The 20395-nt window shown below is 63.0% G+C and carries 19 protein-coding genes; 4 read left to right on the forward strand and 15 right to left on the reverse strand.

Annotated features, from left to right (window positions below; translation table 11 throughout):
- Positions 1-15: 15 nt before the first annotated feature.
- Together ACOSV0_RS11305 and ACOSV0_RS11310 are read left to right on the forward strand one after the other, a co-directional pair.
- Entirely contained in the window at positions 16-726 is a 711-nt protein-coding gene (locus tag ACOSV0_RS11305) for an ABC transporter ATP-binding protein (RefSeq protein WP_434106274.1), read from the forward strand.
- The gene (locus ACOSV0_RS11310) at positions 723-1529 is read left to right on the forward strand and encodes an ABC transporter permease (protein ID WP_434106275.1); all 807 of its coding nucleotides are present in this window, start codon (positions 723-725) and stop codon (positions 1527-1529) included. Before ACOSV0_RS11305 ends, ACOSV0_RS11310 begins: the two co-directional genes overlap by 4 nt.
- Positions 1530-1551: 22 nt before the next feature.
- Here the strand turns inward: ACOSV0_RS11310 and ACOSV0_RS11315 are convergent, their stop codons facing one another.
- Both ACOSV0_RS11315 and ACOSV0_RS11320 read right to left on the reverse strand, forming a co-directional pair.
- Positions 1552-2115, reverse strand: coding sequence for a DUF6013 family protein (locus ACOSV0_RS11315; RefSeq protein WP_434106276.1), 564 nt, complete (start codon positions 2113-2115; stop codon positions 1552-1554).
- 254 nt (positions 2116-2369) lie between these two features.
- On the reverse strand, positions 2370-3386 hold the full coding sequence (locus ACOSV0_RS11320; RefSeq protein ID WP_434106277.1) for a zinc-binding alcohol dehydrogenase family protein: 1017 nt from the start codon (positions 3384-3386) through the stop codon (positions 2370-2372).
- Between the two features lie 161 nt (positions 3387-3547).
- Between ACOSV0_RS11320 and ACOSV0_RS11325 the strand changes: the two genes are divergently transcribed.
- Complete coding sequence (locus ACOSV0_RS11325) at positions 3548-4513, forward strand: LysR family transcriptional regulator (protein ID WP_434106278.1); 966 nt, start codon at positions 3548-3550, stop codon at positions 4511-4513.
- On the opposite strand, the gene ACOSV0_RS11330 is transcribed toward ACOSV0_RS11325, so the two are convergent.
- A complete protein-coding gene (locus tag ACOSV0_RS11330) occupies positions 4500-5762 on the reverse strand; it encodes a cytochrome P450 (protein WP_434106279.1) in 1263 nt (420 codons plus the stop codon). The genes ACOSV0_RS11325 and ACOSV0_RS11330 overlap by 14 nt on opposite strands.
- Positions 5763-6135: 373 nt before the next feature.
- Here ACOSV0_RS11330 and serB point away from each other — a divergent pair, with 373 nt between their 5' ends.
- Positions 6136-6975, forward strand: a complete 840-nt coding sequence (gene serB / locus ACOSV0_RS11335) for a phosphoserine phosphatase SerB (RefSeq protein ID WP_434106280.1) — start codon at positions 6136-6138, stop codon at positions 6973-6975.
- 69 nt (positions 6976-7044) lie between these two features.
- Here serB and ACOSV0_RS11340 read toward each other — a convergent pair whose 3' ends face one another.
- The 12 genes from ACOSV0_RS11340 to phaC all read right to left on the reverse strand — a co-directional run bounded on the left by ACOSV0_RS11340 (position 7045) and on the right by phaC (position 19965).
- Complete coding sequence (locus ACOSV0_RS11340) at positions 7045-7176, reverse strand: hypothetical protein (protein WP_434106282.1); 132 nt, start codon at positions 7174-7176, stop codon at positions 7045-7047.
- 50 nt (positions 7177-7226) lie between these two features.
- On the reverse strand, positions 7227-7676 hold the full coding sequence (locus tag ACOSV0_RS11345; protein ID WP_434106284.1) for a hypothetical protein: 450 nt from the start codon (positions 7674-7676) through the stop codon (positions 7227-7229).
- Positions 7677-7856: 180 nt separating this feature from the next.
- On the reverse strand, positions 7857-9041 hold the full coding sequence (locus ACOSV0_RS11350; protein ID WP_434106286.1) for a cystathionine beta-lyase: 1185 nt from the start codon (positions 9039-9041) through the stop codon (positions 7857-7859).
- 13 nt (positions 9042-9054) lie between these two features.
- Positions 9055-9747: a hypothetical protein gene (locus ACOSV0_RS11355; RefSeq protein ID WP_434106287.1), complete on the reverse strand. Its 693-nt coding sequence runs from the start codon at positions 9745-9747 to the stop codon at positions 9055-9057.
- Positions 9748-9868: 121 nt separating this feature from the next.
- Positions 9869-11053, reverse strand: coding sequence for a beta-ketothiolase BktB (gene bktB, locus ACOSV0_RS11360; RefSeq protein ID WP_434106288.1), 1185 nt, complete (start codon positions 11051-11053; stop codon positions 9869-9871).
- A gap of 76 nt (positions 11054-11129) precedes the next feature.
- Complete coding sequence (locus ACOSV0_RS11365; protein ID WP_434110248.1) at positions 11130-12014, reverse strand: sugar kinase; 885 nt, start codon at positions 12012-12014, stop codon at positions 11130-11132.
- 114 nt (positions 12015-12128) lie between these two features.
- Positions 12129-13520, reverse strand: a complete 1392-nt coding sequence (gene rimO, locus ACOSV0_RS11370; protein ID WP_434106290.1) for a 30S ribosomal protein S12 methylthiotransferase RimO — start codon at positions 13518-13520, stop codon at positions 12129-12131.
- A 117-nt stretch (positions 13521-13637) separates the two neighbouring features.
- On the reverse strand, positions 13638-14690 hold the full coding sequence (locus ACOSV0_RS11375) for a tRNA dihydrouridine synthase (protein WP_434106292.1): 1053 nt from the start codon (positions 14688-14690) through the stop codon (positions 13638-13640).
- Between the two features lie 406 nt (positions 14691-15096).
- Positions 15097-15714, reverse strand: a complete 618-nt coding sequence (gene phaR, locus ACOSV0_RS11380) for a polyhydroxyalkanoate synthesis repressor PhaR (protein WP_434106294.1) — start codon at positions 15712-15714, stop codon at positions 15097-15099.
- Between the two features lie 133 nt (positions 15715-15847).
- On the reverse strand, positions 15848-16588 hold the full coding sequence (locus tag ACOSV0_RS11385; protein ID WP_434106295.1) for a 3-ketoacyl-ACP reductase: 741 nt from the start codon (positions 16586-16588) through the stop codon (positions 15848-15850).
- A 220-nt stretch (positions 16589-16808) separates the two neighbouring features.
- A complete protein-coding gene (locus ACOSV0_RS11390) occupies positions 16809-17990 on the reverse strand; it encodes an acetyl-CoA C-acetyltransferase (protein ID WP_434106297.1) in 1182 nt (393 codons plus the stop codon).
- 136 nt (positions 17991-18126) lie between these two features.
- Positions 18127-19965, reverse strand: a complete 1839-nt coding sequence (phaC, locus tag ACOSV0_RS11395) for a class I poly(R)-hydroxyalkanoic acid synthase (RefSeq protein ID WP_434110249.1) — start codon at positions 19963-19965, stop codon at positions 18127-18129.
- Between the last annotated feature and the right edge of the window lie 430 nt (positions 19966-20395).

Raw genomic sequence — 20395 nt, forward strand, 5'->3', positions numbered from 1 at the left:
ACCTCGATCCCACTCATGACCGATGTTCCCTTCGTCTTCGCCGAGGGTATTGCCCGGCGCGATGCCTTGCGCGGACAAACGCTGCTGCAACCGACGACCTTCGCCCTCTGCGCAGGCGACCGTGTCGCGGTCACCGGCCCGTCGGGCTCGGGCAAAAGCGTGTTTCTGCGCGCCCTCGCCCTGCTCGATCCACTCGATGCGGGACGCATCATGTGGCACGGCGCACCGGTCGAGCGCGCGGCCATTCCGCGTTACCGGCGCAACGTCGCGTATATCCGGCAGCGGCCCGCGCTGCTCGACGGCAGCGTCGAAGACAATCTACGTTACCCGTTCGAATTACGTACCTATCGCGACGTGCGCTTCGATCGCGCGCACGCGGCGAGCCTCGCCGCCCAGGCCGGCCGCGGCGACGATTTTCTCGACAAACGCGCGAGCGAATTGTCCGGCGGAGAAGCGCAGATCACCGCGCTGATTCGCGTCCTGCAACTCGCGCCCGAAGTGCTGCTGCTGGACGAACCCACCGCGTCGCTCGATCCGGAATCGTCGCACGCGATCGAGGCGCTGGTGCACGCGTGGTTCGCGGCCGAACCCGGGCGGCATGCCTCGATGTGGGTGTCGCACGATCCGGCCCAGGCCGCGCGCATGAGCGAGCGGCACCTCACGATGCGTGCCGGCGTGCTCGACGAATCCGCGGTCACGCCTGCGCACCAGGAGCTCGGTCAATGACATTGCAAAATCTGAGTCTGTGGGACGTTGCAATCGCCGCGCTGCTGATCGTGGTGAACGGCGTGGTGTCGGTGGCGCTCAAGCTCGATCTCGAACGCAAGCTCGCCTGGGCGGCGGTCCGCACCGTCGTGCAGTTGCTGGCGATCGGCTATGTGCTCGGCTGGGTGTTCCGTTACGACCACTGGTTCGTGGTGCTGCCCCTGATGGTCGTGATGACGCTGATCGCCGGCTTCGCGGGCGCGCAGCGCGGCAATCGCACGTATGCGGGCCAGCGGGTGGACAGCGTGCTGTCGATCTGGGTCAGCTCATGGCTGGTGGCCGCGGTCGGACTCTTCGTCGTGATCCGCATTCACCCGTGGTACGAGCCGCAATACGCGATTCCGATTCTCGGCATGATCCTCGGCAATACGCTGACCGGCGTGTCGCTCGGCATCGAACGGATGACCGAGGAACTCACCGCGCGGCGTGACCGCGTGGACATGGCGCTCGCGCTCGGCGCGACCCGTTGGGAAGCGGCGCAGGCGCCGGCGCGCCAGGCGGTGCGCGCGGGCATGATGCCCACGCTGAATCAGATGGCCGTGGTCGGCGTGGTGAGCTTGCCCGGCATGATGACCGGGCAGGTGCTCGCCGGTCAGTCGCCGTTGCAGGCAGTGCGCTATCAGATCGTGATCATGTTCCTGATCGCGGCGTCGTCAGCCTTGGGGACAGTGGGCGCGGTGCTGCTCACATATCGGCGGCTCTTCTCGGCGGAACACCGGTTTCTGTCCGCGCGGCTGGTGGAGCGGGCTGCGGCGCGGCGTTGAGCGAAGCCGCGCCGCGCACCTCTTAACGTTTCGCCGTGACCGCCACTTCGGTACCGTCATTCAACGTCAGCGTTTTCGTGCTGCCGTTGACCGGCATCGTAAAACGCAGAATCTGACTGACGCTCACGTCGTTCGGACACTTGAGCGTTTTGCCGCCGCTCGTCACCGTCTTCACGCCGTGCGGCGTCTGCGCCTGGAAGCTCAGTTGCACGGACGCCGTACCATCACCGGCGACGACCGGTGCAAAGCGGATCTGCGTCTGACGAATCATCGCGCCGTTGGTATCCGTCGGAAGCGACGAATAATTCGGGCACGCATCCGTCGCGGGCACCGGGCCGCCTGGCGGCACGGTTTTCCACGTGAAATCGTCCGATTCGCCGGAGCGAATCGTGCGCGTTTCCTGTGAGTTGCCGAACTGTTTCGACGTGACGCGGACCGTGTAGCGGATCGGCCCGTCGAGGGCCGCCTGCGACGTCACCGTGATCGGCGTGGCCGCGTAGGCTGCCGGCACAAGCATGCCGGGCGCGAGAGCGCATGCGAGAGAAGCAACAACTGAAACGGCGGAGAGTTTGAAGCTGGAGCTCATACTGTCACCTCGTTGTTGTGCCGCTGCGCGCTCGCCTAAGCGCTATTGCCGATGCACCGCCTGACCAGAGCCCGATGAGGCCTGATAGAGCCCGATAAAGCCTGAAGATTCCTGCTTCAGGCCCGGCCGGACGGGCCGCGAGACACGCAACTGTTTTAGCATGATGCCCCACCAGTCTACCGCCAAGCGGCGCGGCGCGCGCTTCATACGAGTCGGGTGTTACCCCGCTTGCGGTGAAGCGCTTTTTGCGCTGCTCAGAAGCCCGTCAACACCAGCTTGCCGATCGCGCGCCCCTCTTCGAGCAGTTGATGCGCACGGCGCAGATTCGCGGCGTTGATCTTGCCCAGATCCTGTCCAACCGTCGTACGCAATGTGCCCGCGTCGACCAGACGCGCCACCTCGGTCAGCAGCTTATGCTGCTCGATCATGTCCGGCGTGCTGAACATCGAACGCGTGAACATGAACTCCCAGTGGAATGCTCCGCTTTTCGCCTTCAACAGTTCGACCGGCAGCGGCTGGCTGTTTTCGACGATCGTGCAGATGCCGCCCTGCGGCTTGAGCACTTCGGCAGCCGCGGGGAAATTCTTGTCGGTATCGTTGAAGATCAGCACGTAATCGACCTGGTCGATGTCCAGCTCTTTCAATTGTGCGGGCATATCGCCGAAGTGATTGACGATGTGATCCGCGCCCAATTCCGTCGCCCATTTGGCCGATTCAGGGCGTGAGGCGGTCGCGATCACCTTCAGCTTCGCGAGTTGTTTGGCCAGCTGGATGCCGATCGAACCGACCCCGCCCGCCCCGCCGATAATCAGCACCGTGCGGCCTTCGTCCGCGCCTTGCGGCGACACGCCGAGGCGGTCGAACAGCGCCTCCCAGGCCGTGATCGCGGTCAACGGCAAAGCAGCCGCGTGGGTGAAATCGAGCGACGCCGGCTTGCGCCCGGCAATGCGTTCGTCGACCAGATGGAATTCGCTATTCGCCCCCGGCCGCGTGATGCTGCCGGCATAGAAAACCGGATCGCCGACCTTGAACAGCGTGACGTCCGGCCCAACCGCCACCACCGTGCCGGCGGCGTCCCAGCCGAGCACACGCGGCGCTTTCTCGACGGTGTCTTTCGGGGCGCGCACCTTGGTGTCGACCGGATTGACGGAAATGGCTTCGACCTTCACCAGCAGATCGCGACCGGCGGCTTCGGGTTTGGGAATGTCGACGTCGACCAAAGATTCGGCTTGATCGATTGGCAAATAACGATAGAGGCCTACGGCTTTCATCACAGCTCCTGTTCTTTCAGATGAGGTTGAGAGACCCGCGATCTTTGCCGCCGGCGCCTCGCGCAGTGCGGGCAATCGATCGCATTGACGTCATCCTACGGCGATCCTTATTCTCATAAAACCGTCATAATGACTAAAACATCTTTTTGAATTTCAGAAGAATGGACTTTCCTGAGCATCCTGCAAAAACCGCCGTCAAACCCTCCTCCGTTGAGCGGGAACGACTGGATCTGCTCGACGTCGCCCTGTTCGTACGCGCCGCGCTGCTCGCCAATGTGTCGGCGGCCGGTCGCGAGTTCGGCCTGTCGGCGGCGGTGGCGAGTTCGCGCATCGCGCAGCTGGAAAAGCGCCTCGGCGCGCGCCTGCTGCATCGGACCACCCGCCGCATCAGTCTCACGCAGGACGGCGAAGTGTTCATGACACGCGCCGAGGCGCTGCTCGACGCGGCCGATGCCGCACGCGCCTCAGTGGGCCGCGCGCAGGCCGAGCCGCAGGGGCGCTTGCGGGTGTCGATGCCCTCGTCGTTCGGGCGCCAGCACGTATCGCCGGTGATCAGCGAATTTCTGCGCCGCTATCCCGGCGTCAGCGTGGATCTGCGGCTGACGGATCATCTGGTCGATCTGGTCGATGCGGGGATCGACGTGGCGATCCGCATCGGCGTGCTCAAGGATTCGTCGCTGGTAGCGCGGCGCCTGGCCGTGAATCATCGCGTGTTGTGTGCCGCCCCCGCTTACCTCGCCGCGTATGGCACGCCGCATCATCCTTCGGACCTCGCCCAGCACGAATGCATGATCCTGTCCGATCAGCGCGACTGGGCCTTCGTCACACCCGCCGGCCCGCTCGCGGTGCGCGTGAATGGACGCCTCGTCACCGACAATGGCGAAGTGATCCGCGACGCCTTGCTGGCCGGTTTCGGCATCGCGCTCAAATCGACCTGGGATGTGGCGCAGTATCTGCGCAGCGGCGAACTCGTGAGCGTGCTCGATACCTATCCGCTGGCGGAAAATGTGGCCATCTGGGCGGTCTATCCGAGCCGCGCCTTCGTGCCGCCCAGGACGCTCGCGTTCATTGAGTTCCTCGCTGCACATTTCGGCGATCCGCCTTATTGGGACGTCAGGCCGGAATGAGGCCGGCGGTGCTCGCCGGCTCGAGCTCGACCGGCACCGCGGCGAAGCCGCGAAACCGCACCCGTCCCCCGCGTGTCGGTTCGCCGTCGAGCCGGTACGCCGGAAAGCGCTGCACGAAGCGCCCAATGGCGATGCGCGCCTCGAGTCGCGCGAGCGATAACCCCGCGCACTGATGAATGCCGAAGCCGAACGCCAGATGCCGGTTCGGATCGCGACGGATGTCGAAGCGGTCCGGGTCCGCGAACTGCTCGGGATCGCGATTGGCCGCGCCGATGCACAACGTGACAGGCGTACCGCGTGCAACCGCGACGCCGCCAATCTCCGTATCCACAGTGGCCATCCGGTTGCCCAACTGATTCGAGCTCTCGAAGCGCAAACACTCTTCGATCGCCGACTCGATAAGTGCTGGTTCGCTCCGTAGCGCGGCGCGCTGTTCGGGCCAATCGGTAAGCGTGACGAGACCATTGCCGATCAGATTCGTAGTGGTCTCATGACCGGCATTCAGGATGAAGATGCAGTTTTGCAGCAATTCCGCTTCCGACAATTGCTCGCCGCCCTCCTCGCCCTGGATCAGGCGCGTCAGCACGTCATGCTGCGGATCGCCCGGTTCGCGCCGGCGCCGCGCCACCAGATCGCGCAAATAGTCGACGAATTCGCTGACCGCGCGGTTTCCCCGCTCAAGTTGTGCCTCGCTCAGCGACGGCTCGAGCGCGCCAAGTATCGCCAGCGACCAGTCGCGCAACGGCTCGCGCTCGGCGTGCGGCACATCCAGCAGATTGCCGATGATCTCGACCGGAATCGCCGACGCGAACTCGCCGATCAGATCGATGCGGCCACGCACCGCGGCCGCATCGAGCAAGCCATCGACGAGGCGGATCAGGCCCGGCTCCATCGCCGCGATGGCACGAGCCGTCAGTGCGCCGGCAATCAGTTTGCGGACCCGCGTATGCCGCGGCGGATCGTTGAAGACGAGACTGGTGGTGTGGTGGGTGTAGAGCGGCGAGTCACCGTACTTCGGCTTGAATTCGACGGTCTTGTCGGAACTGAAGGTTTTCGGATCGCGGTAGACGGCCTGCACGTCGCGAAAGCGCGTCAGAAAGAGCGAGCCGTCCGGCATGCGTTTGACCGGGTCATGGGCGCGTAGCGCATGGTAGACCGGGTACGGGTCGGCATAGAACGCGGGGCTCAGGTGGCGCAGATCGAAGTCGCGCGCAAGGATGGACGCGTCGCTGGCGGTCGCGGGGGGCATGGCTTGTCTCCGTGGTGGTGCGCCTCGTCGCGGGTGCCGATGCTTATCGTGCGCGGTGTGCTGCGCGCCTCATGGGCGCTGCGGGCTCGATAGGTACGATAGGCTCGATGGTTACGTCGATGGATGCGAGGCGTCGTTCGAAGCGTCAGTATGACGCGGGCCTCTGATGATTGCACGGCGGATTGCCTGGCGGTGGTGCGCGACTGGCTGCGTGGCAAGTTTCCTGGCGAGGTGGTTATTGTCTCGTGTCGGGCCGGTGGGCTTCTGCCTGGTTGCAGGTTTCCTTGGCGGGCGCATGCTACCGAACCGTTACAATGGCGGGATTTCCCGCGCGCGTCGCGCGCCCGTCCTTTTCTGCGTCAATGGGTCGTCCATGAACCTCGTTATCCAAAGCACCGCGCCCCTTTCCGCCGACCACCACAAAACGCTCGTCGCGCTCGCGCGCGGCTCGCACGCCGCCGTCATCGACGCGAACGCGATTCGCATTGCCGATGCGAACATTGCGCAACGCCCCGACCTCGAGGTCTATTGCGGCACGCATCAACTGGACTATGCGTTTGTCGAAACCGGCCGCCAGCTGCGTGACTTCGGCCTCGTCGCGATGGACATGGACTCGACGTTGATCACGATCGAATGCATCGACGAAATCGCCGACTTCTGCGGACTGAAAGCAGAGGTCGCCGCAATTACAGAAGCCTCGATGCGCGGCGAAATCAAGGACTTCAACGAGAGCCTGACGCGCCGTGTGGCGCTGCTCAAAGGACTCGATGCCGGCGCGCTCGAACGTGTTTATGAAGAACGGCTGCAACTCTCGCCAGGTGCCGAACGGATGCTGGCCGGCGCGAAAGCGGCGGGATTGAAAACGCTGCTGGTGTCAGGCGGATTCACGTTTTTCACCGAGAAGCTGAAAGCGCGGCTCGGCCTCGATTTCACGCGCGCGAACACGCTCGAAATCGTTGATGGAAAATTGACCGGCAACGTAGTCGGCGAGATCGTCAACGCCGACGTGAAGGCACGCACACTACGCGAGACATGCGCCCAACTGGGCATCGAGCCGACCCGCGCGATTGCAATGGGCGACGGTTCGAACGATCTGAAAATGATGGCTGCTGCGGGACTTTCCGTAGCGTTCCGCGCGAAGCCGGTGGTACGCGAAGCAGCCAGCGTGGCGTTCAACCACGTTGGGCTGGATGGGTTGCTGCGATTGTTCTGAGGCTTGAGTGCGCTGGCCGACGCAAAGGCGGCCAGCGCCGGGCAATGGCGGCCAGCGCCGGTACGAGAATTATTTGCTGAAATGGGCAATCGCGAAGATGCCCAACATGTAGATCCCAGTGGCGCAGATCACAACATTGGACCACTTCAGGACACGGGCGTAGTTTTCGTCGGATTCCAGAAACGTGAATAGTTTATGCATGAGTGCCTCCTAAAAGTAGATCAGTATAAGAGCTGCGTTATCTAAAAAATCTAAATCAGGTGCACATGTAGGATTGCAAACAGAGTGGCCGCAAGAGAGGTTGCAAGAACCGAAGTCGCGATTGCCACGCGCGACAACGCCCCCGCCGCAAACCGTTTCCGTCTCTCACGAATACACGTGGCCGTTTGATCATGGCGTGTATTGACCAAAGACGACATCACGATATTCGAACAGACGAATGCCAGGATACAGAAGCCAGCAATGGCGCCCTCCAGCGCAGGCACCCCGCCACGTCCCCGCTCCAGTGCTGTCACCGCCTCATAAACCGCGGCCGCACACAGTCCGATCGCACACCAGAACAGTTGGCCGCCTTTCACCGATGCGGCGATCAATACCCTCGCGACGCGCCAGCCGTGCGTGGGGGCGACGAGCGCCAGCGTAAAGATCGGGCCGACAATCGGCACGCCAAGATTCAGCAACAGCCAGAAAAATAGATTCATCGAAGCTCACCATTGTGCAGTAGTTGTTAGTTATGGTACGCACCATCGTAGCGTCGAGATTCCGTGCCGGCTATTCAGCCGAATGGTTAGGCTTACTGGCTATCTTGACAAACAAAAAGCCCATCAGGACGAGATCCCGATGGGCTTTTTTTCAACCGTCAACAAGCTGCGTGCAGGCGTTTAACCCAGCGCCGCCAGACACTGTTCGATATCCGCGCGCAAGTCGGCTTCTTCTTCCAGGCCGATGTAGAACCGCACCAACGTACCGCGATACGGCCACTCGCCTGCCGTGCGCATCGAGGCGACGTCGTACGGCATCGCGAGACTGTGCGCGCCGCCCCAGCTCCAGCCGAGCGAAAACAGTTCGAGCGACTCGCAGAACGTGTCGATTTGCGCCGCGCTATAACGTGCGTCGAACACGACTGAGAACAGGCCGCCCGCGCCCGTAAAGTCGCGCTTGAAAAACTCATGCCCCGGGCAGTCGGACAGCGCCGGGTGCAAGACCGCGGCAATTTCCGGCCGCGTCTTCAGCCATCTGGCGAGGCCAAGCGCCGCGCGGTCATGCTGTTCGAATCGCAACTGCATGCTCGGCAGGCTGCGCAAAATCAACGAACAGTCATCCGACGACACACCGATACCCATGCGCATGCGCGCTAACTTCAGCTTCAGATGCAACTCGCGATCGACGGTGATCGTCGCGCCCATCAAGACGTCGCCGCCGCCCGACTGGTACTTGGTCAATGCCTGCACCGAGATATCGACACCATGGTCGAACGGCCGGAAACCGAGCCCTGCCGACCAGGTATTGTCGATCGCCGTGACGACATTGCGCGCACGCGCCACCGCGGTAATGGCAGGCACATCGGCCACTTCCATCGTGACCGAACCGGGCGCTTCAAGCCATATCAAACGCGTATTCGGCTGGATCAGATCGGCAATGCCCGCGCCGATCATCGGATCGTAGTAACGCACGGTGATGCCGAAATCGCGCGCGAGCCAGTCGCCATGATCGCGGTTCGGCGAGTAGACATTGTCGGGAATCAGCACGTCGTCGCCGGCCTTCACGAGGCCGAAGTACACGTTCGAAATCGACGATAACCCCGAAGGCTGCAGCAACGCGTGATTGCCGCCTTCGATGGTGGCAAGCCGCTGCGCCAGTGCAAGCGAAGTCGGCGTGGCGTGCAGGCCATAGCGCCATTGCGCGTCGTTTTTCCAGTCGAGCGCGCGCATGGTCGCGAGATCGGGGAACACGACCGTCGACGCGCGCGTCACCGGCATCGAGAAAGATTCGAAGCCCGGTGTGAGCTGGTCTTCGTGACGCACGACGCGGGTTTGCAGGCTGCGTTTGAGTTTGGACTGGGGCATGGTGTATTTAGCCTTATTCGCCGATTTGCAGGTTGCTAACGCCGCCAACCGCGTGACCGCCGCTCGTCGTCGCCGAGGCGGGTGCTGCGGCTGCGCCACCCGAAGACTGCGGCGTGACCGCAGCCTTGCTGGCCGCCGCACCGGCACCCGTAGCAACAGAAGCAGCCGGCACGGCCTGCCCCGCCGCCAGCGGTTTCAGATCGAACGGCTGCGGGTCGGAATCGTCGACGTTCATCCGGTCGCCCGCCACCGAACCGTCGGCGGCAAACTTGCCCACCCAGTTGCCGGTGATATGCGTGCCGTCGTTCGATTCCTCGACTTCGAGCGTATCGCCGTCGCGGTCGCCCGCGATCAGGATCACCTCGCCGGTATCGGTGTACTGATACTCGCCGTGCACGCCGGCGGGGTCGTCGGTTTTCGCGCCCAGACGCAGGACGATCTGACGTGAGCCCAGCATGCCGGCGTAGCGCGGAAACTTCGCGAATTCGGGGCTCGGCTTGAGCGGCAACTGGATCGGCGGGGGTGCCGCCAACTCCTTCACCGCGTCGCTTTCCGCCCATGCCGGCACGGGCAGCGCGGCCCCTGCGCCGGCACACAGCAATGCGGTCATCACTGCGCCCCGGAGGAAACCCCTCTGAGCCACAGCCCAATCAACAGCCCAACCGCGCTGACGCATTGCACCCTTCATCGCTTTCGATTCCCGCATCCGTTCTTTCCTTGTTGCCTGGTACCGCTCAATACTTACGTGCTACCTGCCTGCTGCCGGGCTTCGTTCGACACGGGCAGCGCGACGTGTCATGCCACGTCGCGTTGCCCCCGCCCCGACCTCAGATCCGTTCGAAGATCGCCGCGATGCCTTGCCCGCCGCCGATACACATCGTCACCAGCGCATAGCGGCCGCCGATCCGCTGCAATTCATACAGCGCCTTGACGGTGATCAATGCACCCGTCGCACCGATCGGGTGGCCGAGCGAAATGCCCGAGCCGTTCGGATTGACCTTGGCCGGATCGAAACCGAGTTCCTTGCTGACCGCGCACGCCTGAGCAGCAAACGCTTCGTTTGCTTCGATCACATCGAGATCGGCGACCGTCAGGCCGGCGCGCTCGAGCGCCTTGCGCGTGGCGGGCACCGGGCCGATGCCCATGTAGGCCGGATCGACACCGGCATGCGCGTACGAAACCAGCCGCGCCAGCGGCTTGATACCGCGCTTTTCAGCGACGCTGCGTTCCATCAGCACGACCGCCGCGGCCGCGTCGTTGATGCCCGATGCGTTGCCGGCCGTCACCGTGCCGTTTTCCTTCGCGAACACCGGCTTCAGCTTGGAGAAGTCTTCTGCCGTTGCATTCAGACGCGCGTGCTCATCCGTATCGAACACGACGTCGCCCTTCTTCGAAGGAATCGTGATCGGCAGAATCTGGTCCTTGAAGTAGCCGCTCGTAATCGCGTTAGCCGCGCGGCGATGCGATTCGAGCGCGAGCGCATCCTGCGTTTCGCGCGAGATATCGTATTTGCGCGCGACATTCTCGGCGGTCACGCCCATATGGATCGACTGGAACGGGTCGTTCAGCGCGCCGACCATCATGTCGACGAGGCGCGCGTCGCCCATGCGCTGACCGAAGCGCGCAGCCGGCATGGAATACGGCGCACGGCTCATGTTTTCCGCACCGCCGCCGATGGCGATGTCGGCGTCGCCTAGCAGCACGCTTTGCGCGGCCGAGACGATGGCCTGCAGGCCCGAGCCGCACAGGCGGTTGACGGTCAACGCGGGCGCATGTTGCGCGACGCCGCCGTTGATCGCGGCCACCCGCGCCAGGTACATGTCTTTCGGTTCGGTATGCACGACGTTGCCGAACACCACATGGCCGACTTCGTCGCCCGATACGTTCGCGCGCGCCAGCGCTTCACGCACGACGCGTGCGCCCAGATCGGTCGGCGGAAAATCCTTCAGACTGCCGCCAAAACCGCCGATTGCCGTACGCACACCGCTTACCACCACTACGTCCCGTTGCATCGCTCGCTCCTCTCTTTAGTCTCTCAGGATGATTTGCCTTGGCGGGCTGCGGGGCGCGCCTCGCAGCGCGTTGTGATCAGCCGCCCAGGATGTGTTCGACCGTCGCGCGCAAGGGGATTGGCGCAACCGCGCCGTAACCTTGCGTGGACAGTGCTGCGGCGACGTTCGCGTAACGCGCCGCCTGAAAAGGATCGTCACCCGCAACAATGCGCGCGATAAACGCGCCGCCGAAGCAGTCGCCCGCGCCGGTTGCATCGACGGCGTTGACGATGTGGCCCGGCACGACGCGCCGTTCGTCGGGCGTGGCGATATACGAGCCTTCTTTACCGAGCTTGAGCGCCACGACGCGCGGACCGTGCGACAGCAGAAAATCGACGATCTCGTCGCGGCCGGTCAAGCCGGTGAGTTCGGTAACGTCGTCCCAGCTTGGCAGACAAATGTCGGTTTGACGAATGGCCTCGAGCATCACGGCACGTGCTCTTGCGAGCGGCCACAGCTTCAGGCGCAGATTGGTGTCGAAGCTCACGCGCACGCCGTTCGCCCGCGCATGCCCGATCGCCGCCAGCGCCGCGTCGCAGGCGCTCAGGCTGATCGCGAGACTGATACCGGACAGATGAATGACTTTGGCCGCGGCGATCGCATCGAGCGGCAAATCGTGCGGCGCGTAGCGACTCGCGGCCGACCCCGCGCGCAAATAGTCGAACGCGTGACCTTCGGGACCGTGCGAAACGAAATAAACCCCGGTAGACGCGTGCGGATCGACGCGCACGAGCGACGTATCGACCTGCTCGCGCTCCCACAAATCGATCAACAGACGCCCGAAATGGTCGCTGCCGACGGCCGACACGAACCCTGTCTTCGCACCTTGCCGTGCTGCTGCGATGCAGAAGTTCGACGTGTCGCCGCCGAAACCTTGCAGATAGTTCGGCTGATCTTTAGCCGACTGGTTGAATTCGATCATCGCCTCGCCGAGCGCGAGGATTTCCGGATGCCGGGTCGCTGCTGTTTGGGCTGCCGGGGTCCGGCCTTCCGGGGTCCCGCCGTCCGGCGTGTCGGTCATGCTCACCGTCATCGCTTAAACCTCGCCCCACAGGTCGTGGCCGTCGGCACCGGTGATCTTCACCGACACGAAATCGCCGACCTTGTAACGCTTCGACGCCTTGGTGGCCGGCGCGATATACACGACACCGTCGATCTCGGGCGCGTCCGCCGCCGTGCGGCCGATGCCGCCATCAGCATTGATCTCGTCGACCAGCACCTTCAGCGTCTTGCCAACCTTCTTCGCGATCCGTTTGGCCGACACTTCTTCCGCCACTTCCATGAAACGCGCGCGGCGTTCTTCACGCACTTCGTCGGGCAACGCGCCGTCGAGTTCGTTGGCGCTCGCGCCTTCGACCGGCGAGTAAGCAAAGCAGCCGACCCGATCCAGTTCCGCCTCGCGAATGAAATCGAGCAGCGTCTGGAACTGCTCTTCGGTCTCGCCTGGGAAGCCGGCGATGAACGTGCTGCGGATCGTCAGATCGGGGCACATTTCGCGCCACGCCTTCACACGCTCCATCACTTTCTCGGCGTTGGCCGGGCGCTTCATGCGCTTCAACACTTCCGGATGGGCGTGCTGGAACGGCACGTCCAGATACGGCAGCACGTGGCCCTTGAACGGACCTTCGGCCATCATCGGAATGACTTCGTCGACGCTCGGATACGGATACACGTAATGCAAACGCACCCATGCGCCGTATTGCGCCGCGAGTTCGCCGAGCGCGCCGACCAGATCGGTCATGCGCGTCTTGATCGGCTTGCCGTTCCAGAAACCGGTGCGATATTTGACGTCGACGCCATACGCGCTCGTGTCCTGCGAAATCACCAGCAGTTCCTTCACGCCGGACTTGAACAGGTTCTCCGCTTCGAGCATCACGTCGGCGACCGGGCGCGACACGAGGTCGCCGCGCATCGACGGGATGATGCAGAACGTGCAGCGATGGTTACAGCCTTCGGAAATTTTCAGGTACGCGTAATGACGCGGCGTGAGCTTCACGCCGGCGGCCGGCACCAGATCGATGAACGGATCGTGCGGCTTCGGCAGATGATTGTGCACGGCCTGCATCACTTCGCCGAGCGCATGCGGGCCGGTCACGGCCAGCACCTTCGGATGCACTTCTTCGATCAGGTTCGAGCCACTCGCGCTCTGCTTGGCACCGAGGCAGCCCGTGACGATCACCTTGCCGTTTTCGTTGAGCGCTTCGCCAATCGCGTCGAGGCTTTCCTGCACCGCTTCGTCGATGAAGCCACAGGTGTTGACGACCACGAGGTCCGCGCCGTCGTACGTGCCGGAAATCTCGTAGCCCTCGGCGCGCAACTGCGTGATGATCTGTTCGGAGTCGACGAGGGCTTTAGGACAGCCGAGGCTGACGAAGCCGACCTTCGGAGTCGAAGGAGTAGGCACGATGGGGGAAATGGTCTGCGACATAGATGAGTCCGGCGTATAGCGGTGACGATGGCGACAAATGGGGACGGTGCGGCAAGGCCAAGGGGTCTGATGGCAACAAAGACCATAGTCCGGACAACGTCCCGCGCACGCAACCCTTTATTGTACCGCGCCGGCCGCCATGCAGTCGGCCAGGTGACGGGGCATGGCCGGGTCGAGCAGACCGCGGGCCGCGCTTTGATGCGCCGGTTTCAAGCCGTTGAACGCAAGGGCCTGCTCGATCACCGCGAGAATTTCGCGCGAGTCATGCAGGCGCCGGATGGCCGCATGCAATTCGGCGGCCTGCGGCCAGGTCCGCTTCAGATAGCTAAGCCACATTTTGACGCGTCCGTGCTCATGGCGAGCGGCGACACGGGCTTGCAATTTTTTCAGGTAACCGGCGAGATAAGTCAGCACGGCCGGCCATTCCTCGCCGGACGGCGACCGGTCCATCAGTCCACGTATGCGCAGCGCCAGGAAAGGATCCGACACGGCACCCCGCCCGATCATCACGTCGGCGCAGCCACTGACCGCCCGGCACCGGTCCCAGTCGTCCACCGTCCAGACTTCTCCGTTGGCGATGACGGGCACGTTCACGGCGCCGTCGATACGTGCGATCCATTCCCAGTGAGCCGGCGGCCGGTAGCCGTGGTCACGCGTTCTGGCATGCACGACGAGGGAGGCCGCGCCACCTTCCGCCAGCGCCGTGGCGCAGTCGATTGCGAGCGACGTATCGGACACGCCGAGCCGCATTTTTGCTGTCACGGGGATGCCGGCAGGCACGGCGGCACGCACGGACGAAACGATCCGGTTGAGCTCTTCGGGGTGCGCCAGCAGCATCGCACCGCCGCCATGCCGGTTGACGACTTTAGCGGGACAGCCGAAGTTCAGATCGAGTCCATGCGGCGACAGACTGGCGGCCTGGGCCGCATTCAGCGCCATCCATTCAGGATCGCTGCCGAGCAGTTGAATCACCATCGGCGTGCCGCAAGGCGTACGGCCACCGTGCAGGACTTCGGGTGTATCGCGCGCGTAGACACGCTCGGGCAGCACCGAACCCGTCACCCTGACGAACTCGGACACGCAGCCGTCGAATCCACCCGTGCTGGTCAGCACGTCACGCAACACGTAGTCCGCCAGCCCTTCCATAGGCGCAAGAAACAGCTGGCTCATGCGAGAACGGCGCCTAAGCTGCTTTTGCGAATCCTGGGGTCAGTCAAGGCTGACAACTCCGGCCCTCGGAAGCAAAGGCGCGGGCGTGGTGGGAAAACGGATCTGCGACATAGGCGAGGCTGGCATGCAGCGGTGGCGACGGCGACAAAGGGGGACCGTGCGTCCAGGGTCAAGGGGTTGGCTCGATCAGAAGGATCATGAGAACCACACCACGAAACCACGCGGCAACGCACGCAACCCGCGATTGTACCGCGCCCACGGCCATTCGCCTGGGCCCGGCACGCGGAACCACAGCGGCAGCGCTCAGCGCTCAGCGCTCCCTGGCGCGCCGCGCACACCGCTCCACGACGGCACGTGTGATGGACACGTGCAGATGTGCCCGCCGCGTTGGCGGCGCTCTGCGCCGTTACTTCTTCTCCGGCTCCGGATTGCTTTGCGGATTAGCCGGCGTGGCTGGACCGCCAGCCGCATTCGCCGCGCCACCGGGCGTGAACGGGAAGGTGGCGAACATCGATTTCGCCTGGGTCTGCATCTGTTCCTGCATCTGCACGAACATGTTCTTCGACTGCTCGATATAGCTGGTCATCATGCCCTGCATCATCGGCGCCTGCATGTTCATGAATTGCGACCAGACTTCGGGGTTCATCGCCTTGCCTTCGTACAGATTCTTCGACTGGTCGGCGAGTTTCGCCTGAATGTCGATGAAGGCCTGGATGTTCTTTTCCAGATACGTGCCCATCATGCCTTGCATCGCATGACCGTAGAAACGGATGATCTGCGAGAGCATCGACGACGAGAACATCGGCAAGCCGCCGCTCTCCTCGTCGAGAATGATTTGCAGCAGGATGGCGCGCGTCAGGTCCTCATTGCTCTTCGCATCGATGACCTTGAAATCCTCTTGATCCAGCACGAGCTGCTTGACGTCAGTCAGCGTGATGTAGGTGCTTGTCTCGGTATCGTAGAGCCGACGATTCGGATACTTCTTGATCAATCGTTCGACTGTTTTCTTTGTAGTAGTGGTCATGTAACGCCTTTGAGCGCGAGTTGAGCGCGGAAACGGCGTCATGCCGACTGAGCCATCGTGAATCGCACAGTCGAGACGCCGCCGGAACCATCTGAGCAGAAACACACCGCCTTGTGAGCGGCGCGCCAATGACTCAGCCCATATGCAAACCGCCGTTCAGCGAAAAATCAGCGCCCGTCGAGAAACCCGATTCGTCCGAGGCAAGCCATGCCACGATCGAGCCGATTTCCTGCGGTTGACCGAGACGGCGCACCGGAATCGTCGCGACGATCTTTTCCAGCACGTCCGGACGGATCGACTTGACCATATCGGTGCCGATGTAGCCAGGCGACACGGTGTTAACCGTCACGCCCTTGGTGGCGACTTCCTGCGCCAGCGACATCGTGAAGCCGTGAATGCCGGCCTTCGCGGTCGAGTAGTTGGTCTGACCGAACTGGCCCTTCTGTCCGTTCACCGACGAAATGTTGATGATCCGGCCAAAGCCACGCTCGACCATGCCGTCGATCACCTGCTTGGTGACGTTGAAGAGGCTGGTCAGGTTGGTGTCGATCACCGCCGTCCAGTCTTCGTGCGTCATCTTGCGGAACACGACGTCGCGCGTAATGCCGGCGTTGTTCACCAGCACGTCGATCTCACCGATTTCTGCCTTGACCTTGTCGAATGCAGCCTTGGTCGACTCCCAATCGCCGACGTTACCTTCGGACGCGATGAAATCGTAGCCTAGCGCTTTCTGCTCTTCGAGCCACTTCACGCGGCGCGGCGAGTTCGGGCCGCAGCCGGCGACCACCTTGAAGCCTTCCTTGTGCAGCCGTTGGCAAATGCTCGTGCCGATGCCGCCCATCCCGCCCGTTACGTACGCAATTCGCTGTGTCATAAACTACACTCCGTTATCGTTTTCGAGGCGCCGACCGGCGGCCTCTTCCCTCGCCTGTGCTTCATCTCCACTGCCGCCGGGCGACCGGCCGACGAGGCCACTACTCACCGCGCGCCACCTGCTGCCATGTGACTGTGACGCGCGGCAACCCTGCTTATTGCCTACTGCTTACCACTTGCCAAAACTCAACTGAGCTCAACCGAGTCTGGCGTGTGGTCCGTCAAGCGCGTTCGAGCGCCAGCGCGACGCCCATGCCGCCGCCGATACACAGCGACGCCAGCCCCTTCTTCGCATCGCGCTTCTGCATTTCGTGCAGCAGCGTGACGAGAACCCGGCAGCCGGACGCGCCAATCGGATGACCGATTGCGATCGCGCCGCCGTTCACGTTGATCTTCGACGTATCCCAGCCCATCTGCTGATTCACGGCCAGCGCCTGCGCGGCAAACGCTTCGTTGATTTCCATCAGGTCGAGATCGGCCGGCGTCCAGCCCGCGCGTTCGAGACAGCGGCGCGATGCGGGCACCGGGCCCATGCCCATCACCTTCGGATCCAGACCCGAGGTGGCGTAAGCCTTGATGCGCGCGAGCGGCTTGAGGCCAAGCGCTTCGGCCTTCTTCGCCGACATCACCAGCACAGCCGCCGCGCCGTCGTTCAGGCCCGACGCGTTGGCCGCCGTGACCGTGCCTTCTTTCGAGAAAGCGGGCTTCAGACCCGCCAGCGATTCAGCCGTCACGCCGTGACGCACGAACTCGTCCGTCGCAAAACGCAGCGGCTCGCCCTTGCGTTGCGGAATCTCGACCGGCACGATTTCGTCGTTGAAACGGCCCGATTTCTGCGCGGCTTCCGCCTTGTTCTGCGACAGCGCCGCGAACGCGTCCTGCTGCTCGCGCGTAATGCCGTATTCCCTGGCGACGTTTTCCGCCGTCACGCCCATGTGGTACTGGTTATAGACGTCCCACAGGCCGTCGACGATCATCGAGTCGATCAGCTTCGCGTCGCCCATGCGAAAACCGTCACGCGATCCCGGCAGCACGTGCGGCGCGGCGCTCATGTTTTCCTGACCGCCGGCGATCACGATGTCGGCATCGCCCGCGACGATCGCGTTGGCCGCCAGCATCACGGCCTTCAGGCCCGAGCCGCACACCACGTTGATCGTCATGCCTGGCACCGCCGTGGGCAGCCCGGCCTTGATCACCGCCTGACGCGCCGGGTTCTGACCCGAGCCCGCCGTCAGCACTTGCCCCAGAATGACTTCGCTGACCTGCTCAGGCTTCAGACCGGACCGTTCGAGCACGGCACGAATCACGGTAGCGCCGAGTTCGGGCGCAGCGATCTTCGCCAGCGACCCACCGAATTTGCCAACTGCCGTACGGGCGGCCGATACGATCACAACATCAGTCATTTCCATATCCTCCGGGCATATCGGCAAAATGCGCCGCAGCCCGTCAAGTTAAAAATATCGTTGTTCCTGCGCCCTTGCTCAAACAGACGCGCATTCATACCGCCAAAATCAACCTCGCCGTCAGACGCGTTCAAGCCTACTCCCGTTGCCGCACATAACGTCCCGGCGCCGCCTCGATCACCGGAAATTCGGCGGAACCGGCTGCGGCGCGCGGCTTCACTTTCCTGCCGCCATACTGGTCGAGCCACGTGGTCCATTCGGGCCACCAGCTGCCAGGCACTTCGGCCGCCTGGTCGAACCATTCGTCCGGGCTTTCCGGCAACGTCTTGACGTCGCCTTCCAGCACCCAGTAGTTGCGCTTTTTCTTCGCCGGCGGATTGATCACGCCCGCGATGTGCCCCGACGCGCCAAGCACGAACTTCAGCGGCCCGGTGAGCAACGGCACCGACGCATAGGCGGTTTGCCACGGCACGATATGGTCTTCGCGTGAACCGTAAATGAAGGTAGGCACATCGATTTTCGAGAGATCGACCGGCTCGCCGCAGGTCGTCAGCGCACCCGGTTCGCGCAGACGATTCTCAAGGTACGTGTTGCGCAGATACCAGACATACATCGGGCCCGGCAGACTGGTCGAATCGCTGTTCCAGTACAGCAGGTCGAACGGCACCGGCGTGCGCCCCTTGAGGTAATTGTCGACGACGTAGTTCCACACCAGATCGTTCGGCCGCAGGAACGAGAAAGTGTTGGCGAATTCGATGCCGCGCATCAAGCCGGGCTTGCTGCCATTCTTGCCGCCGATGGTCTGCTCGCGCATCTGCACGTGCGCCTCGTCGACGAAAACATCGAGCACGCCCGTGTCCGAGAAATCGAGCATGGCGGTGAGCAGGGTCATCGACGCAGCGGGATGTTCGCCGCGCGCTGCCGCCACCGCCAGCGCCGTGGCGAGCATGGTGCCGCCCACGCAGAAGCCGAGCGTGTTGATCTGCTCGCGGCCGCTGATCTTGCTGACCGTGTCGATCGCCTTGAGCACGCCCTCGCCGACGTAATCGTCCCACGTCTTGCCGGCGATCGACGCGTCCGCATTGCGCCACGAAATCAGGAACACCTGATGACCCGAATCGAGTCCGTGCGCGACCAGCGAGTTCTCCGGTTGCAGATCGAGAATGTAGAACTTGTTGATGCAAGGCGGCACGATCAGCAGCGGCCGCTCGCGCACGGTGGCCGTGCGCGGCTTGTACTGGATCAACTGCATCAGATCGTTCTCGAACACCACCGAGCCTTCGGTGTTCGCAAGATTCTCGCCGACCACGAAACGCGATTCGTCGGTCTGCGAAATCTTGCCGCGCTGCAAGTCAGCCAGCAGATTCATCACGCCCTGCCGCAAGCTCTCACCCTGGCTATCCAGCAAGGTCTTCTGCGCTTCGGGATTCAACGCGAAGAAGTTGCTGGGCGATGCCGCCGCGGTCCATTGCTGAACGGCAAAACGGATGCGCTCGCGCACCTTCGGTTCTGTTTCGAGCGCGTCGACCATTTCCTGCAGATAGCGCGCATTCAACAGATACCACGCAGCGGTAAACGCATAGGCCGGTGTCGCGCTCCACGCATCGGAACTGAAACGGCGGTCTTTGAGTTCGGGGGCTTTCGTCGTGGCGCCGGTGGCCTGCTGGATCAACTCCATCGCCTCGCGCGAATAGTCGGCTTGCAGCTTTTGCAGACGCTCCGAGGGAATCGCGGCGCCCGGAACGTTGAGTCCGGTAAATGACGGTATTGACGGCAGGGATCCCGCAGTCAGTTTGCTGAAGTCGGGCATGCCGGGAAACGACGGCACTGGCGGCAAGCCCATTTGCGGCATTGAGGGGATACCCGGGATACCCACTTGCGGCATCTGCGGCATCGGGAAAGACATGCCATTGCCGCCGGGCGGCGTGCCGAGCGAACGCCATGCGTTCATCCAGGCATCGAATAACTGCTGCATGCCTGCGGCCGAAGTCGCACCGCTCGTACCGGCCTGCTGCGTATGCTCCGTCGAGGAGCCCGTGCTGGGGGAAGCTGAGGAATGTGATGCTGCCATACCTGCTTTTGACCGGTGAGTCCTTGCGGACGGGTTGAGAGGCAGGTTCATGCGCACGTGGGCGATTGCTCGCGACCTCGTCACGCCCTGTCCCATGTACGAGGAACTGTGAGGAACATTCTTGCTCCCCACCGCAAGGCATGTCAATGCTTGTTCCCGATTTTGCCGCAGTGCGATAGTTTTTTAATTATCGTTTTCCCTGTGTAGCAGATCGCGCTTTTGGAACATACGTTGATAAGCGCTGAGGCAGGCGAAAAAAGCTCCCATATGGCATGGGCTCAAGTGCATTTATCCGTTCGCTCGCGAACACTTTTGGCGGCAGATTTACGCGTGC

It is taken from the genome of Paraburkholderia caffeinilytica, assembly GCF_051027425.1.
In the GTDB taxonomy this organism is placed as follows: Bacteria; Pseudomonadota; Gammaproteobacteria; order Burkholderiales; family Burkholderiaceae; genus Paraburkholderia; species Paraburkholderia caffeinilytica_A.